The 17228-nt window shown below is 45.0% G+C and carries 10 protein-coding genes; 8 read left to right on the forward strand and 2 right to left on the reverse strand.

Annotation, left to right across the window (positions count from 1 at the left end; all coding sequences use genetic code 11):
* The first annotated feature begins 84 nt into the window (after window positions 1–84).
* Genes ACLI1A_RS00985 through queG form a run of 5 tightly spaced genes read left to right on the forward strand, consistent with a single transcriptional unit; the run spans window position 85 to window position 4268 of the window.
* Window positions 85–1494, forward strand: a complete 1410-nt coding sequence (locus ACLI1A_RS00985) for an APC family permease (RefSeq protein WP_411405146.1) — start codon at window positions 85–87, stop codon at window positions 1492–1494.
* Between the two features lie 58 nt (window positions 1495–1552).
* The gene (locus tag ACLI1A_RS00990) at window positions 1553–1846 is read left to right on the forward strand and encodes a GNAT family N-acetyltransferase (protein WP_411405148.1); all 294 of its coding nucleotides are present in this window, start codon (window positions 1553–1555) and stop codon (window positions 1844–1846) included.
* A 28-nt stretch (window positions 1847–1874) separates the two neighbouring features.
* Window positions 1875–2900 carry a Holliday junction branch migration DNA helicase RuvB gene (ruvB, locus tag ACLI1A_RS00995; protein WP_411405150.1) on the forward strand — a complete coding sequence of 342 codons (1026 nt, stop codon included), beginning with the start codon at window positions 1875–1877 and terminating at the stop codon, window positions 2898–2900.
* A gap of 56 nt (window positions 2901–2956) precedes the next feature.
* A complete protein-coding gene (locus ACLI1A_RS01000) occupies window positions 2957–3313 on the forward strand; it encodes a four helix bundle protein (protein ID WP_411405152.1) in 357 nt (118 codons plus the stop codon).
* Window positions 3314–3347: 34 nt separating this feature from the next.
* Complete coding sequence (queG, locus tag ACLI1A_RS01005; protein ID WP_411405638.1) at window positions 3348–4268, forward strand: tRNA epoxyqueuosine(34) reductase QueG; 921 nt, start codon at window positions 3348–3350, stop codon at window positions 4266–4268.
* A gap of 11 nt (window positions 4269–4279) precedes the next feature.
* On the opposite strand, the gene ACLI1A_RS01010 is transcribed toward queG, so the two are convergent.
* Both ACLI1A_RS01010 and ACLI1A_RS01015 read right to left on the reverse strand, forming a co-directional pair.
* Complete coding sequence (locus ACLI1A_RS01010) at window positions 4280–4921, reverse strand: hypothetical protein (RefSeq protein WP_411405154.1); 642 nt, start codon at window positions 4919–4921, stop codon at window positions 4280–4282.
* On the reverse strand, window positions 4921–6693 hold the full coding sequence (locus ACLI1A_RS01015; protein ID WP_411405156.1) for a DUF885 domain-containing protein: 1773 nt from the start codon (window positions 6691–6693) through the stop codon (window positions 4921–4923). The genes ACLI1A_RS01010 and ACLI1A_RS01015 overlap by 1 nt, the downstream gene beginning before the upstream one ends.
* A gap of 130 nt (window positions 6694–6823) precedes the next feature.
* Between ACLI1A_RS01015 and ACLI1A_RS01020 the strand changes: the two genes are divergently transcribed.
* The 3 genes from ACLI1A_RS01020 to sprA are packed head-to-tail and all read left to right on the forward strand — an operon-like array spanning window position 6824 to window position 17214.
* The gene (locus ACLI1A_RS01020; RefSeq protein ID WP_411405158.1) at window positions 6824–9127 is read left to right on the forward strand and encodes an NADP-dependent malic enzyme; all 2304 of its coding nucleotides are present in this window, start codon (window positions 6824–6826) and stop codon (window positions 9125–9127) included.
* Window positions 9128–9183: 56 nt separating this feature from the next.
* Entirely contained in the window at window positions 9184–9765 is a 582-nt protein-coding gene (gene ruvA / locus ACLI1A_RS01025; protein ID WP_411405160.1) for a Holliday junction branch migration protein RuvA, read from the forward strand.
* A gap of 3 nt (window positions 9766–9768) precedes the next feature.
* Window positions 9769–17214, forward strand: coding sequence for a cell surface protein SprA (sprA, locus tag ACLI1A_RS01030; RefSeq protein WP_411405162.1), 7446 nt, complete (start codon window positions 9769–9771; stop codon window positions 17212–17214).
* Window positions 17215–17228 lie beyond the last annotated feature (14 nt).

Raw genomic sequence — 17228 nt, forward strand, 5'->3', positions numbered from 1 at the left:
TAAAGGCTCCCACTTGTGGGAGCCTTTACTTTTTTGTTTAAGTTTCAATGAAAATACTATCTTTAGAACTTTAACCAAACTCTTATGCAGGAAGAAGACAAAAACCTTAAACGCGAACTCGGCCTACTCGATGGTACCATGCTTGTAGTGGGCTCCATGATAGGTTCGGGTATATTTATTGTAAGTGCCGGTATGGTACAAAACGTGGGTAGTGCCGGTTGGCTTATCCTTATTTGGCTACTATCGGGGCTTATGACCATGATTGCGGCGGTAAGCTACGGCGAGCTGAGTGCTATGTTTCCTAAAGCCGGCGGGCAGTACGTGTACCTAAAGGAGGCCTACAATAAGCTCATAGCTTTTTTGTACGGTTGGAGTTTTTTTGCTGTAATACAAACGGGTACTATTGCGGCAGTAGGGGTGGCGTTTGGTAAATTTACCGCTTACCTCGTTCCTGAGCTTGGCGACCAGAACATCCTTTACGAGGCGGGTACCTTTAAGCTGAATGCCGCCCAGCTGGTGTCTATAGTTACCATAGTAATCCTTACGTTTATAAACAGTCGCGGCGTAAAAAGCGGTAAGTACATACAAACCGTTTTCACCATTGTAAAAATAGCTTCGCTATTGGGCTTGGTGGTTTTCGGTTTTATCCTTGCTGCCAAGGCGGATATATGGAATGCTAACTGGGCCGATGCCTGGAGCGCTAAGTCATTTAATAAAGATTCAGGGCAATGGATGAACATCGGCGGAACCGTGCTGCTTTCAGCCATAGCGGCGAGTATGGTAGGTTCACTTTTTAGCAGTGATGCCTGGAATGGTGTTACCTTTATTTCTGGGGAGATTAAAAACCCGCAGCGTAATGTGGGACTTAGTTTGTTCTTCGGTACGCTTATCGTTACGGTGATTTACATCTTGGCAAACATCATGTACATTTCGGTAATGCCCATGCAAAACATTGCCTTCGCGCCGTCTGAACGTGTTTCTGTAGAAGCTTCGCAGTTCATTTTTGGTACAAACGGTAGCTATATTATTGCAGTAATGATTATGATTTCCACCTTTGGTTGTAATAACGGACTTATACTTGCGGGTGCAAGGGTGTATTACACCATGGCAAACGATGGCCTGTTCTTTAAAAAAGCAGCTACGCTAAACAAGGCAAGTGTGCCCGGTTGGGGGCTGTGGCTGCAATGCATATGGGCATCGGCACTGTGCCTTACCGGTAAGTACGGCGACCTGCTCGACTATGTAATGATCATTGTAGTGATTTTCTATATCCTTACCATCTACGGTATTTTTATACTGCGTAAGAAAATGCCAAATGCCGAACGTCCGTACAAAGCATTCGGGTATCCGGTGCTGCCAATTATTTATTTTGCCCTGGCTGCGTTTTTCTGTATTGCACTGCTTATAGACAAACCCGAAACCTGCGGTTGGGGTGTAGCCATTATGCTTGCAGGTGTGCCGGTGTATTATCTTACCCAAAGGAAAAATGCTTAACGTTGTATTGGCTTTTTAATTGATTGATATTTCAGAACTTTGTACAAAGCCACAGATTATGATACTGTCCGACTTTAGAAAAAATGATGCCGAATGCCAGTTTGAGCTGGACGCAGACGGTCAGGTTGCCTTGCTTGAATTTCACATCAAGGAAGACAAACTGTACCTTACCCATACCGAAGTGCCTACTGCATTGCGCGGTCAGGGTGTGGCTGCCGAGCTGGTAAAACAGGTGCTGGGCTACGCGCGTGCCAACGGCCTTTTTGTGGTGCCGCTGTGCGGGTACGTAGCGTATTACATAAACAACCACCCCGAGTGGTACGATGTTCTTTCGGAAGGTTACCAAATGTAGCTAACGCTATTTGCGTTATATTTGCCTTATGAACGCGAATCTCGATCCTACCAATAAGAATTTTAATGCCGAGGAACTCGACCTGGAGAAAAAACTGCGCCCGTTATCGTTTGACGATTTCACGGGACAGGAGCAGGTGCTCGAAAACCTGAAAGTGTTTGTAGAGGCCGCTAACCTCCGTGGGGAAGCACTGGACCATACACTGTTTCACGGGCCTCCGGGGCTTGGTAAAACTACCCTTGCAAACATCCTTGCCAGTGAGCTGGGTGTGGGCATTAAAATTACTTCGGGGCCGGTGCTCGACAAACCCGGAGACCTTGCCGGTTTGCTAACCAACCTGGACGAGCGCGACATACTTTTCATTGACGAAATTCACCGCCTTAGCCCCATAGTGGAAGAATACCTGTATTCTGCTATGGAGGATTTCAAGATAGACATTATGATAGAGAGTGGGCCAAATGCCCGTTCGGTACAGATAGGGCTTAGTCCGTTTACGCTGGTTGGTGCTACCACGCGTTCGGGTTTGCTTACAGCGCCTATGCGTGCGCGTTTTGGTATACAAAGCCGCTTGCAATACTATACCACCGAACTCCTTACAACGATTGTAGAGCGTAGTTCGGCCATCCTTAAAATGCCCATTACTATGGAAGCCGCTATAGAAATAGCAGGCCGTAGCCGTGGTACGCCGCGTATTGCCAATGCGCTACTACGTCGTGTGCGTGATTTCGCCCAGATAAAGGGTAACGGTCGTATTGATATAGAAATAGCCCGTTATGCCCTGCGCGCACTTAATGTAGATGCGCACGGCCTGGACGAAATGGATAATAAAATCCTTACTACCATCATCGATAAGTTTAAAGGCGGGCCGGTTGGACTTTCAACATTGGCTACCGCCGTATCTGAAAATGGCGAAACCATAGAAGAAGTGTACGAACCGTTCCTTATACAGGAAGGTTTTATAATACGAACTCCGAGGGGTAGAGAGGTTACCGAGAAGGCGTATAAACACCTGAATAGGGTTAAGCCCGGGTTACAGGGAGGACTTTTTGATTAAGGATTTAAGATTTATGACTTAAGATTTAAGATTGAACTTCGATTACGTTTATAGTTATGACTACAGATGAGCTTAAATTCCGTTCAAAACGGTTTTCTTTAATGATAATTGATTTGATAGAAAAGTTGCCAAATACAATCGCTTGTAGAGCCGTTGCAAATCAAATTGTACGAAGTGGCACATCAGTTGGAGCTAATTATCGGGCGGCCTGCAGAGCAAGAAGCGACAGGGAGTTTATTGCTAAACTTACCATAGTTGCGGAAGAGGCGGATGAAACGTTGTTTTGGCTTGAAATAGTCATGGATAAACAATGGCTAAATAAGGCTGAAGTGGAACCAATTTGGATTGAAGGGAATGAATTGACGGCAATATTTGTAAGTTCATTAAAAACTATTAAAGCCAGAAACAGTTAGAGGATGAGTGTAGTTTAATCTTAAATCTTAAGTCATAAATCTTAAATCAAAACATACCCAATTCATTAGAGAGGAGGCAAAGCGCCTCGGCTTTATGTCGTGTGGTATATCTCGTGCAGGTTTTTTGGAAGAAGAAGCCCCTCGTCTGGAAAAATGGCTCAACGAAAACCGCCATGGCCAGATGCAGTATATGGAAAACCACTTTGATAAGCGGCTCGACCCAACGCTGCTTGTGGATGGTGCTAAAAGTGTGATTTCCCTGTTGCTGAATTACTACCCTGACGAAAAGCAGATTGCTGATACGTATAAGATTTCCAAATACGCTTACGGTCAGGATTATCATTCAGTTATAAAAGAAAAGCTGAAAGAACTATTACAATCCATTAACGATAACATAGGCGAAGTAGGGGGTAGGGCATTTGTAGACAGTGCCCCGGTGCTGGACAAGGCATGGGCAGCCAAAAGCGGCCTGGGGTGGATAGGCAAAAACAGCAACCTGCTGAGCAAGAAAACGGGTTCGTTTTTCTTCATTGCCGAACTGATTGTAGACATAGAGTTGGAATACGACCATGCCACAACCGATCATTGCGGCTCCTGTACCGCTTGTCTGGATGCCTGCCCTACTGAGGCCATTATAGCGCCTTATGTGGTAGACGGCAGCAAATGCATCAGCTATTTTACCATAGAGCTAAAGGAGAACATTCCGCACGAAATGAAGGGTAGTTTTAACGACTGGGCTTTTGGGTGCGATGTGTGCCAGGACGTATGCCCGTGGAACCGTTTTAGTAAACCACACCGCGAACCCTTATTTAGCCCGCATCCTGATTTACTGACCCTGACCAAAAAAGACTGGGAGGAAATCACCGAAGATACGTTTAGGAAAGTATTTAAAAACTCGGCGGTTAAGCGTACCAAGTATTCCGGCCTTATGCGGAATATCGAGTTTTTGAAATAGATTTTATGGAGTCAAATTCGAAATTCCTCAAGATACGAGTTGTTTTTATTTTGCAGATACTTCATTTTCTGAGTTATGATTTCCATAAAAGTATGAGGATATTTAGCGTCAAAATCTATCGGGTTCAGGTTTTTTATTGATTCAGTCTTTCGAATAATTTCATACACAGTAATGTGCTTGATATACAGGTTTATAGCTTCCTGGAGTTTATCGTCAATTTCAATTAAGTGAATGTTGTTTTCAATTATCGATAGGATTTCTCTGTGATTTTTTAAGATGTACTCATTTTCAATTAAAGAATTAGATTCAGCAGGTAATTGATTGTTAGTTTTGTATAGCTGGGGCGACAGTTTCCATAATGCATTGTCACGCTGTAGTCTGAAATAAATAGGGTAATAGAAGTTTGATAATTGTTTTTCAATAATTGAAATGTTTTTGTCGCGAGTCGTCTCAGTAATCTTATTTTTTAAGATATTTCTTTGTTTGTCAATTTCTAAAAATTTGTTTAAATAAAATCCAACAATTATTATAAGTACGCCGATTAATCCTTTTTCAATGACTATTTTGATTATTTCATCTGTCATAATCTGTGGTGTGTAAGTTAGTGAAATTCTTGCCGAAACAAAGCCCCACTTTTCAGCGAGGCTCTCCATTACTTTTCACTTTCAATGTATTTATTGACTTTATCTTCCAAAACCTTTAGTGGTAGGCAACCTGCATCCAGCACCTGGTCATGGTACTCCTTAATACTGAATTTTGCGCCAAGCTCTTTTTCTGCCTTGGTACGCAGCTCACGGATTTTAAGTTGGCCTATTTTATACGACAGCGCCTGACCCGGTATGGCCATATAGCGTTCCACTTCGGCTATAATGCTTTCTTCCGGTTCCGCTTCGTTATCCAGTGAGTACTGAATCGCCTGTTCGCGTGTCCAGCCTTTGGTGTGGATACCTGTGTCTACCACCAGGCGAATGGCACGGTGCATTTCTGCGCTCAGCATCCCGAAGTATTGGTAAGGGTCGGTGTACAAGCCAAGTTCTTTACCCAGGGATTCGGTGTACAGTGCCCAACCTTCACCATAGGCGTTAAACCAGATGGTTTTTCTAAACTCCGGCAGATCCTTGTTTTCCTGTTGCAGCGAAATCTGGTAGTGGTGCCCTGGTATGGCTTCGTGCAAAAACAGGTCTTCATCGGCAAAGGTGTTGTACTTCTTCACATCCGGAATAGGAACGTAAAAAATACCCGGACGTGTACCGTCTACACTGCCCTGGTTGTACTCGGCACTGGCACTCGTCTCACGAAACGCTTCGGTACGGCGCACCTCAAACGGCGTTTTTGGTTTTTTGCCAAACAGCTTTTCCAGGTTCGGTTTCATGCGATTATGTATGGCGTTAAAGTTGTCTATCACCTGTTGCGGATTTGTAAACGGCATCAGCTCCTTTTTGTTTCGTACATAGTCGAAGAACGATTTCAGGTCGCCGGTGTAGCCTACTTCGGCTTTCACTTTTTCCATCTCTGCCTTAATGCGCGCCACCTCTTTTAGTCCAAGGTTGTGTATTTCATCGGCGGTCATTTCGGTGGTGGTGTAGTTTTTTATCAGGAAGTTGTAATACTCCTTACCATGCGGAATGGCGCTGATACCACTTTGAGGCAGGCTTGCCTTAAGGTAATCCGTACTGGTATAATTGTAAATATTTTTAAACGCCGGGATGAGTTTATCTTTAAGTATGGCGGTAAATTTAGCGGTAAGGTCTGCTTTATCGGCGGCGCTAAAGTCTTTCGGAAAGTTTTTTACCGGCGTAAAGAACAGGTGCGAAGGCACATCTTCATTTGCCATCTCCTTAAACTGCGGAATCATTTTTTCGGTAAGGGCTTTTGGTAGTACATAACCTTTACTTACACCTTCTTTCATACGGGCTAGGGCAGTAACAAGAAATTCGTTATAGCCCTCAAGGCGTTTCAGCCAGTTGTTGTAGTCGGATACGGTTTTAAAAGGTTGTGCGCCACTGCCCGAAGCCATTTGCCCCATAGCCAGATGCATGCCGCTAAATTGGTTAAAAGGCAATAATTCCTCATGAAACTGCAGTCGGTCCAGTTCGTTGTTGCACGTCCATAACAAAATCTCTTTACTCAGGCGATCGTTTTCGCTAAGGTCATCGTCGTTAAACTTGGTTAGTGCCTCTTTGTATTTGGTAAAGAAATCCTTAACCTGGGTATGAAATTCATCGGTAAGCGTATTCGGGAACAAATCGTTATAACGGGCATCGCCTGCCTGAGTAGCTTCCAGGGGGTACAGCTTCAGGCGCTGCTGGTAGTAGCCATCCAGCACGGTGGCAAGCTCCTTGTTTGGTGTGGTTACGGCTTCTTTTTTTTGGCACGACTGCATCATGCCTGCGGCAATAAGCAGTATAGTGGTTATTTTTTTCATAGTTGAATAAAATGATTTTCTGTACTAAGGTACGTTTTTTTAATTTTAGCTTTGGCTAAAAGAATATCGTTAAATATTTCGCAGTTTGCGCTATAGGTTTACCTTTGTAAATTCCAAATTCCGAAAAAGAATGAATCAGTACAGTAAACGCAGGGAGGCTTTGCTTTATCATGCCAAGCCCCAACCAGGTAAAATACAGATTGTACCAACCAAACCATACGCAACCCAACGCGACCTTTCTCTTGCTTATTCTCCGGGTGTTGCCGAGCCCTGCCTTGAAATTGCTAAAGACATAAATAATGTATATAAATATACCGCTAAGGGTAACCTTGTAGCGGTAATATCTAATGGTACTGCCGTACTGGGGTTGGGCGATATAGGTCCTGAAGCCAGTAAACCCGTAATGGAAGGTAAAGGCCTGCTGTTTAAGATTTTTGCAGATATTGATGTGTTTGATATTGAAGTGGATGCAAAAGACATAGACAAGTTTGTAGAAACCGTAAAAAACATAGCACCTACCTTTGGTGGTATTAACCTTGAAGATATTAAGGCGCCGGAGTCGTTTGAAATAGAACGCCGCCTGGTGGAAGAACTTAATATCCCGGTAATGCACGACGACCAGCATGGTACAGCCATTATATCATCGGCGGCGCTGATTAATGCTGCCGAGCTTGCCGGTAAAAACATAGGCGATATAAAAATCGTGGTGTCGGGTGCCGGTTCTGCGGCACTTGCGTGTGCTAACCTGTATTTGCTGCTGGGTGTAAAGGCAGAGAACATAACCATGTTTGATGTAAACGGTATGCTGGTACAAAGCCGTACCGACCTACTGCCAATACAAATGAAGTATGCGCAGCCGGGCGAACAAAAAACACTTGCCGAAGCAGTAGTAGGAGCCGATATGTTCCTGGGGCTGTCTGTGGGTAAAGTGCTTTCGCCGGAAATGCTGCTTACCATGGCTAAAGACCCTATTGTTTTTGCGATGGCTAACCCAACACCGGAAATTGATTACGACCTGGCAATAAGCACTCGCGAAGACGTGATTATGGCTACCGGACGTAGCGACAATCCTAACCAGGTGAATAACGTACTGGGCTTTCCGTACATTTTCCGTGGGGCGCTTGATGTGAGGGCTACCAAGATTAACGAAGAAATGAAGATGGCTGCCGTTGTAGCCCTTGCCGAACTGGCTAAGGCTCCGGTGCCGGAACAGGTAAATATAGCGTATGGTGAAACCAAGCTGATATTTGGCCGTGATTATATCATTCCAAAACCGTTTGATCCAAGGCTTATTGCCGTGGTGCCTCCGGCTGTAGCCAAAGCAGCTATGGACAGCGGTGTGGCACTTAAACCAATAGAAAACTGGGATAAATACACAGACGAACTATTAGAACGCCTGGGTAACGATAATAAAATGGCAAGGTTACTTATTAACCGTGCCAAAAGCGCGCCTAAGCGCATAGTATTTGCTGAAGCAGACCAGCTTGATGTGCTTAAGGCAGCCCAAATTGTAAAAGAGGAGGGTATAGGTGAGCCAATACTTTTGGGTAACCGTGAAACCATTCAGGAGCTTAAGGAAGAAATAGGCTTTGATTTTGAATGTAAGATTGTAGATCCAAGGGCTGAATCTACTGCGCATGAACCAAGCTACCGCAAGTATGCGCAGGCATTTTGGGAAACCCGTCGCCGTAGGGGTATAAGTGAGCTCGATGCTACAAAAATGATGACCCAGAGAAACTATTATGCTGCCATGATGGTACGCCAGGGCGATGCCGATGCTATGATAACCGGTTACAGCCGTAACTATCCGGCATCAGTAAAACCGGTGCTGCAGGTAATAGACAGGGCGCCGGGCATTAGCCGTATAGCTACTACTAACCTTATGCTTACCAAGCGCGGCCCTATGTTCCTTTCGGATACGGCCATAAACCCGGATCCAACTGCCGAAGACCTGGCTAAAATTGCGTTGCTTACTGCAAGCACTGCCCGTCTTTTTGGTATAGAGCCGGTTATTGCCATGGTTTCTTATTCTAACTTTGGTTCGTCTCAGGAGCCGGGATCGGTAAAAGTACGCGAGGCGGTTGCCTATTTGCATAAAAACCACCCAGACCTTATTGTAGACGGTGAGGTTCAGGCCGACTTTGCGCTGAACCAGCAAATGCACCAGGATAAGTTTCCGTTCTCTAAACTTGCAGGCCGTAAGGTAAACGTGCTGATATTCCCTAACCTGGAGTCGGCTAACATTACCTACAAGCTGCTTAAAGAACTGGATGAAGTAATATCTATAGGTCCTATAATGATGGGTATGGATAAGCCGGTGCACATAGTGCAGTTTGGCGCCAGCGTAAACGAAATGGTAAATATGGCAGCCGTAGCTGTTGTAGATGCACAGGAAAAAGAGAAACGCACCAAGAAAATTAGCAGTGCTAACTAAGTGTGTGCAGGTTAAATAAATTTCATATTTTTGGGCAAGCAAGGTAATTAACAACTATGATAGCACATCTTGAAGGAAGATTGGTAGAAAAAACACCTACCGATGTGGTTATTGACTGCCACGGTGTAGGCTACCTGGTGCATATTTCACTACATACTTTTTCGCTGATTCCCGAGTCGGAAAATATAAGATTATATACTTATTTACAGATAAAAGAAGATGCCCATACGCTTTTTGGCTTTGCCGAAAAAGCAGAACGGGAACTGTTTAAGTTGCTTATATCGGTTTCAGGCGTTGGGGCAGGTACTGCACGTACCATGCTTTCGTCGTTAGAGCCCAGGCAGCTAATAGGCCATATAGGTACAGGTAATGTGGGGGCTATACAGTCTATAAAAGGAATTGGTGCCAAAACGGCACAGCGTATAATACTAGACCTGAAGGATAAAGTGTTAAAACTGTACGATCTGGAAGAAGTTTCTGCTCCGGGCTACAATACAAACCGGGATGAGGCGTTATCAGCCTTGGAGGTTTTAGGCTTTAATAAAAAGCTTGCCGAAAAAGCTGTGGAAAAAGTGTTAAAAGAAACACCTGCTGCAAGTGTAGAAACGATTATCAAACAAGCATTAAAAAATTTATAGTCCTTGAAAACAGACTACCCGAAAGACTTATACAAACAATTGCGTTATGCCTTTTTTGTACTGTTCCTGTTAGTAGGGGGTGCAGTGCAGGCGCAGGTTGTGGTACCCGAGGAGGAAGAGAATGAAGCCGCCCAGGATACCATAAAAGGTTATAATGCCGGTAAAGTGGAGCTAAAAAATCCGTCGAGCATCAGTGAGGCGTACACCTATGATGCCCTTACCGACAGGTATATCCTTAATACCTCTTTTGCGGGTTTTAATATTACCTATCCGTTAATGCTTACCCGGGAACAGTATGAAGAACTGGTGCTTAGGGAGTCTATGCGTGAGTACTACCAGCAGAAAAGCAAGGCGTTAGACGATAAATCTACCGATCAGCAAAAGAAAGACCTTTTGCCGCGTTATTATGTTAAGTCGGGACTGTTTGAAAGTATATTCGGTGGTAATACCATAGATGTAAAACCACAGGGTTATGTAGAAATAGACCTTGGAGGGCGTTATACCAAGCAAGATAACCCTGCACTTTCGCCAAGGAACAGGCGTAGTTTTACCTTTGATTTTGACCAGCGTATCAGCATGAGCCTTCAGGGTAAGGTGGGTACCAGGCTGAATGTAATGGCTAACTATGATACACAGAGTACCTTTGCGTTCCAAAACATGATTAAGCTGGATTATACACCTACTGAAGATGATATAATCCGTAAGATAGAAGTGGGTAACATTAGTTTCCCGCTATCCAATTCATTGATAAGAGGCGCGCAGAGCCTTTTTGGTGTTAAAACCCAGTTGCAGTTTGGTAAAACTACCATTACGGGTATTTACTCCGAACAAAAATCACAGTCTAAAACCGTTACAGCGCAAGGAGGAAGCACCGTACAGGACTTCTCCATTTTTGCATTGGAATACGACCAAAACAAACACTTTTTCCTTTCGCAACTATTCCGTAACCGATACGACCAATGGATAAAAGACTATCCGCTGGTGGGTACCCAGGTAAAAATTACGCGTATTGAAGTTTGGGTAACAAACAAGCAAAATCGTATAAACACCACTGAGAACAATACCCGAAATGTTTTGGCACTACAAGACTTAGGTGAATGGAGGCTTACCAAACAAAGCCCTACTACGGGTGTGCCAAACGGAGCTGATATTACAACCCAGGCGGTAGGTTTTGTACGAAATGGTGAACCGGCAGGTTTCTTTAATTCATCGTATTTTTACAGTAGTGACGCAGACGATGTTATTTTAACTTCAAGGCCGTATCCTGATAACAGTGCAAACAAACTTGACCCTGAAAAGATAGGGACCGCCGAAGGTTGGCTTGATTCTTCCATGAGGCAGATTGTTACCACATCGCCATCAGGCTTTACAGGAGGGCTTGCTGGGCAGGCAAGTGAAGGTCGTGATTACGTGAAACTTGAAAATGCACGTAAACTTACCAGCAGCGAATATACGCTTAACGAAAAGTTGGGTTACATATCGTTAAACACCGCGCTTAATAACGACGAGGTGCTTGCGGTAGCTTACCAGTATACCGTGGGTGATAAAGTGTTTCAGGTGGGTGAATTTGGTACAGATGGTGTAGATGCTACCAGTACTACAACCGATAGCAGTACCGGTACTACCACATCGGTAAGTACTAACAGCCTTATCCTTAAAATGCTTAAGAGCAGCCTTATTAATGTAAGTGAGCCTGCATGGGACCTGATGATGAAAAACATCTACCAGCTTCCTAACGCATACCAGCTAAGCAGTGAAGACTTTATACTGAACATACTTTATACCGACCCTTCGCCGCTAAACTATATTACACCAGCAGGTGAATCTCTTCCTTCGGGGGTGGCAGATACCCCACTGCTAAATGTGTTTAATATGGACAGGCTTACCCCGGCAGGTGACCCGCAGGATGGGGGCGACGGTTTCTTCGACTTTCAGCAGGGGTATACCATAGATGCCACAAACGGGCGGGTAATATTTACATCGGCTGAGCCTTTTGGTGAATACCTGTATGATAAGCTGGGCACTGCAAACAACAGCCTTGGGCAGTACAACGTAGAATCGTCTTATAGCCCTAACCAGGCTAAGTATGTATACCGTAAGCTGTACCAAAGTACCCAGGCAGAGGCTTCGCAACAGAGTAGCAAGAACAAGTTCCAGCTGAAAGGTCGCTTTAAGAGTTCGGGTAGTTCTGGGGAAATTTCTTTGGGTGCGTTTAACGTGCCACAGGGTTCGGTTACCGTTACAGCCGGTGGGCGTACGCTGGTAGAAGGTATAGACTATACCGTAAACTACCAGGCAGGTACTGTGCAGCTGCTTGATGCGTCATTACAAAACTCAAATACTCCGGTGCAGGTAAGCCTGGAGAACAATAATACATTTGGCCAGCAAACACGCCGTTACTTTGGGGTGAATGTGGAGCATAAATTTTCAGACAAATTCCTTTTGGGGGCTACCTACCTGCGTATGTCCGAAAGGCCATATACCAGTAAATCTAACTACGGGCAGGAATCGGTAAACAACACCATATTTGGATTTAACGGTAACTACAGTACAGAGGTGCCATTCTTTACACGTTTGGTAAACAAGCTGCCGTTTGTAGATACCGATGTGCCTTCTAACTTCTCTTTCAGGGGAGAATGGGCGTACCTGAAACCCGATGCAAGTAAAGCAGACCAGATGAACGGTGAGCCTACCTCATACGTAGAGGACTTTGAAGGTTCGTCTACCACTGTAGATATGCGCAGTGCTTCGGGCTGGTCTCTTGCCAGTGTGCCTCATGGTTTTGGTGGCGAACTTACCCCTGGTACACTTAATTCCGGCTTTAAGCGCGGTAAGTTGGCGTGGTACAGTATAGACCCTATATTCTATGCCTCGGCTTCAAGGCCTGATGGTATTAATGCAGGTTCGGTTTCAAGTAACAAAACCCGTCGTATTTATTATAGTGAGCTTTATCCTGATACCGATGTGGTGCCGGGCCAAACCAATGTGGTTACCACGCTGGACCTTTCTTACTTTCCGCAGGAAAGGGGACCATACAACTTTAGCCCCGATGCAGATGGCAACGGTATGTTTACCGAAAGTCGTGCTACCGAAAACTGGGCGGGTATTATGCGTTCGCTTACCTCTACCAACTTTGAGCAGACTAACGTAGAATATATACAATTCTGGATGCTGGACCCGTATATAGGTAATACCGGCGATGCTGCTGATGCAGACAACGTGGGTACCCTGGAAATTCACCTGGGCGAAATATCTGAAGATATACTTAGCGATAACTATAAGCAGTACGAAAACGGCCTTCCGGGTACCAGTACTACTACGCTGGTGTACACCTCGGTGTGGGGAGAAGTGCCGGCATCGCAGTCGCTTATCTATGCGTTTGATACCGATACCAGTAACCGTACACTTCAGGACGTGGGTCTTGACGGACTTAATGACAATGAGGAAGCTACCAAATTTCCGGATTTTGCCGGATTTGCCGACCCGGCTGCCGATAACTACCAGTACTACCTTAGTGTAAGCGGTGGTATTATAGACCGCTATAAAAACTATAACGGCCTTGAGGGTAACTCGCCGGTAGACGTAAGTAATACGAGTCGTGGTTCTACGACCTACCCTGATACAGAAGACATCAATAAGGACAATACCATGAACACTATTGATGCCTACTATAAATATGAAATACCTGTGGGGCCAAATGCCATACCGGGTGTGGGCTATGTGGTAGATGCACGCTATAATGCCAGCCAGGCTATGGAGCAGGGTACTACACCACGCCGCTGGCTGCTTTATAAAATTCCGGTAAAGAACATGACCGATAGCGTAAATTCGCTAAACAGCCTTCGTTCTATCCGATTTATGAGGATGGCGGTATCGGGCTTCAGGCGCGATATTACCCTTCGTTTTGCCGCGCTCGATCTTGTAAGGAGCGACTGGAGGCGTTATGAAGACCCGCTGGATACTGATACTGATAACGCTGTAGACGACGATACATGGCATACAGGTTTTGATGTGGTATCGTTAAACATACAGGAGAATGCTAACCGTAGCCCTATTAACTACGTGTCGCCTCCGGGTATTGCCAGGGAGCAGCTTTACAGTAATAATGCTGTAATAAACCAGAATGAGCAGGCGCTCTCGCTCCGGGTGTATGCCACTAACGGCGGAACCGATGTTAACTCCGGACTTGAGCCGGGTGATGCACGGGCGGTGTATAAAAACGTAAACGTAGACATGCGCCAGTACAAAAAGGTGCGAATGTTTCTGCATGCCGAGGCGCTGCCAAATGCTGCCGGTAACGGCCCTGAAACAAATGGGCTGCAGGACGACCAGCTTGCCGCAATATTGCGTTTTGGTACCGACTTTACCGATAACTTCTACCAGGTAGAAAAACCGCTTAAGGTTACGGCATACGGCTCTAACTCTAACCTTGATGCCGAAGATGTTTGGCTTGAGGATAACGAAATAATGGTAACACTTGCGGCACTGACCAAGCTGAAGCTTATGGCGCTGCAGGGTTCTATAACGGTAAGCTCAGACGGTATTTACCGTGCTGCGGCTATCGACCTTGATTCTAACCTTGCCGAAGGCATGATACTGGGTATTAAGGGTAATCCTAACTTTGGTTATGTGCGTACCCTTATGCTGGGCTTACGAAACAACGTGCTGAATCTTGAAGCTGTGCCAACTCCTGCTCCGGCGGTAAGGGGTGAGGTGTGGTTTAACGAACTTCGCCTAAGTGATATGGACAACAGTGGCGGATGGGCTGCCGTGGGTAGTATGGATACAAACTTTGCCGATATTGCTACGGTTTCTGCTGCGGGTAACATAAGTACTATAGGTTTTGGTACTGTAGAGCAGGGCCCTACCGAGCGTAGCCTGGAGGAAACCAAGCAGTATACTGTAGTTACTAACGTTAACGTGGGTAAAATGCTTCCTAAAAAGTGGTACCTGAACCTGCCGTTTAACTACAGTGTGGGCGAAACTACCATTACACCTAAGTACGACCAATACTACCAGGATATTACCATAGACCAGGCACTAAGTGTAGCTACCAGCCAGGCAGAAGAAGATGCGATACTAAACCGCAACGTTGACTACACAAAAAATAAAAGCATCAACTTTATAGGGGTGAAAAAAGAGCGTGCACCAGAGCAAAAGCCGCACGTATACGATCCTGAAAACATTACCGTGTCGTACTCGTACAACCAGAGTAACCACCACGATTACCAGATAGAAGACAGGTTGGATCAGCAGATTAGGGCTACGGCCGATTATAACTTTGCGTTCCAGAGCAAGCCGGTAGAGCCGCTGAAGAATAATGCCTTTATGAAAAAGAGCCAGTATTGGAAACTGCTGAGCGACTTTAACTTTAATTACCTGCCTACAAACATTTCGTTTAGTACAAACATTATTAGGCAGTACAATATGCAGAAGTACCGTAATGTAGATGTAGAAGGTATAGCCATAAGCCCGCTGTACCGCCGTAACTACTTCTTTAACTACCAGTACGGGTTTAACTATAATATTACCAAGTCTATTAAGTTTAACTACCAGGTGGCTACCAGCAATATAGTGCGTAACTATCTTGATGAGGCAGGTAATGCAGTAGATAGCTACAATGTGTTTGATGGTTTTTGGGATACCGGTACCGCAAATACGCACGTACAAAACTTTGTATTAAACTACGACCTGCCGCTAAACAAGCTGCCTTTCTTAAGTTTTGTAAAATCTACTTACAGCTACAATGCTACCTATAACTGGACACGTAGTACCGATGCACTTAGGTATGTTACCGATGAGAATGGTGATGAATGGGATTTAGGTAATACCATACAAAACAACAATTCGCATAAGCTGAATACTACATTCAGTATGGATATGTTCTACAAATACCTGGGTGTGGGCGCTAAGAAAAAGGCTCCTGCAAAAATGGCTCCGCCTAAAGCCGCACCGAAACCGGGTGAAAAAATTGCCGCGGCGCCTAAAGTGCAACAAGATGGCAATGTGTTTGTAGACGGGCTTATAGGGTTAGCTACTATGGTAAAAACCGTGCAGGCTAACTATACCGAAACTAACGGTACTGTGCTGCCGGGTTACCTGCCGTCTATAGGTTTCCTGGGTACTACTAAGCCTACAATCGGGTTTATACTGGGTAGCCAGGATTCTGATGTGCGCTATGAAGCGGCCAAGTTAGGCTATCTTACAAGCTACCCTGAGTATAACCAAAGTTATTCGCAGGTAAATACTAAGGATTTAAACCTTACGGCTAACGTGGTGCCGTTCCCTGATTTTACCATAGACCTTACTGCTGCGCGTACCACGTCAAGGACTTATTCAGAACAGTACGATGGTTATCAGGAAGCTACCATAAGCAACACCGGCGAAATAATACCGGGGTATTCCAGGTATGAAGGGCTGTCGCCAAATGTTTACGGTAACTTCCAGATAAATACCATACTTATCAAAACGGCCTTTAGCCGCAGCGATGAAAACGGCAGTGAAGCCTTTGACCAGTTTAGGGAAAACAGGCTTACTATAGCTAACAGGCTTGCCGAGCAGTACTATGGCACTACCACCATACCGCGTTATGGCGATGGTAACCCTACAACGCCTACCGGTGATTTTGCCGATGCTAACGTGGGTTATCCTGTGGGGTATGGTAAAAACAACCAGGCGGTGCTTATTCCGGCATTCATAGCAGCGTACCAAGGCAAAGATGCCGGTAAGTCTGATACCGGATTGTTCCGAGATATTCCACTGCCTGCCTGGGTAGTTAAGTATACCGGCCTTATGCGCTATAAGTACTTTAAAGAACGATTTAAACGTTTCTCTATACAGCATGGTTACAGGGCGTCGTATAACATTAACTCGTATCGTACTAATTACGATTACAGTGATACCGCAAACGGGCAGGATAATAACGGCGTGGGTAACTTCTATAACAAGTATGTAATAAGTAACATCAACCTTACAGAACAGTTTAACCCGCTGATTCGTTTTGATGTGGAGATGAAGAGCTCGCTTAAGATAGTTGCGGAAATGAAAAAAGACCGTACACTGAACATGAGTTTTGATAACAACCTACTTACCGAGGTTCAGGGGCATGATTATACCTTTGGGTTGGGTTACCGCATAAAGGATGTTATTATTACCTCTAAGCTGGCTAATAACCCTACAAATACCATTAAGAGCGATCTTAACCTGAAAGCAGACTTAACCCTGCGCAACAGTGTTACCATAATACGCTACCTGGATTATGACAACAACCAGCTGGGCGGCGGACAGAATACCTGGAACCTGAAACTGACGGCCGACTATGCATTCAGTAAGGCGCTTACCGCTATTTTCTATTACGACCATTCGTTCAGTAAGGCGGTAATTTCTACCTCGTATCCGGTAACTACCATACGTACAGGCTTTACGCTTAGGTATACTTTTGGTAATTAATTTGAAAAAAACAT

This window comes from Flavobacterium sp. RHBU_3 (genome assembly GCF_046613565.1).
Lineage (GTDB): Bacteria > Bacteroidota > Bacteroidia > Flavobacteriales > Flavobacteriaceae > Flavobacterium.

Excerpts from the sequence above, each read along its gene's own strand:
- ACLI1A_RS00985 (WP_411405146.1), top strand. The coding sequence starts at position 85 with ATGCAGGAAGAAGACAAAAACCTTAAACGCGAACTCGGCCTACTCGAT.
- ACLI1A_RS01020 (WP_411405158.1), top strand. The coding sequence starts at position 6,824 with ATGAATCAGTACAGTAAACGCAGGGAGGCTTTGCTTTATCATGCCAAG.
- ACLI1A_RS01010 (WP_411405154.1), bottom strand. The coding sequence starts at position 4,921 with ATGGAGAGCCTCGCTGAAAAGTGGGGCTTTGTTTCGGCAAGAATTTCA.
- ruvA (WP_411405160.1), top strand. The coding sequence starts at position 9,184 with ATGATAGCACATCTTGAAGGAAGATTGGTAGAAAAAACACCTACCGAT.
- ruvB (WP_411405150.1), top strand. The coding sequence starts at position 1,875 with ATGAACGCGAATCTCGATCCTACCAATAAGAATTTTAATGCCGAGGAA.
- ACLI1A_RS00990 (WP_411405148.1), top strand. The coding sequence starts at position 1,553 with ATGATACTGTCCGACTTTAGAAAAAATGATGCCGAATGCCAGTTTGAG.
- ACLI1A_RS01000 (WP_411405152.1), top strand. The coding sequence starts at position 2,957 with ATGACTACAGATGAGCTTAAATTCCGTTCAAAACGGTTTTCTTTAATG.
- ACLI1A_RS01015 (WP_411405156.1), bottom strand. The coding sequence starts at position 6,693 with ATGAAAAAAATAACCACTATACTGCTTATTGCCGCAGGCATGATGCAG.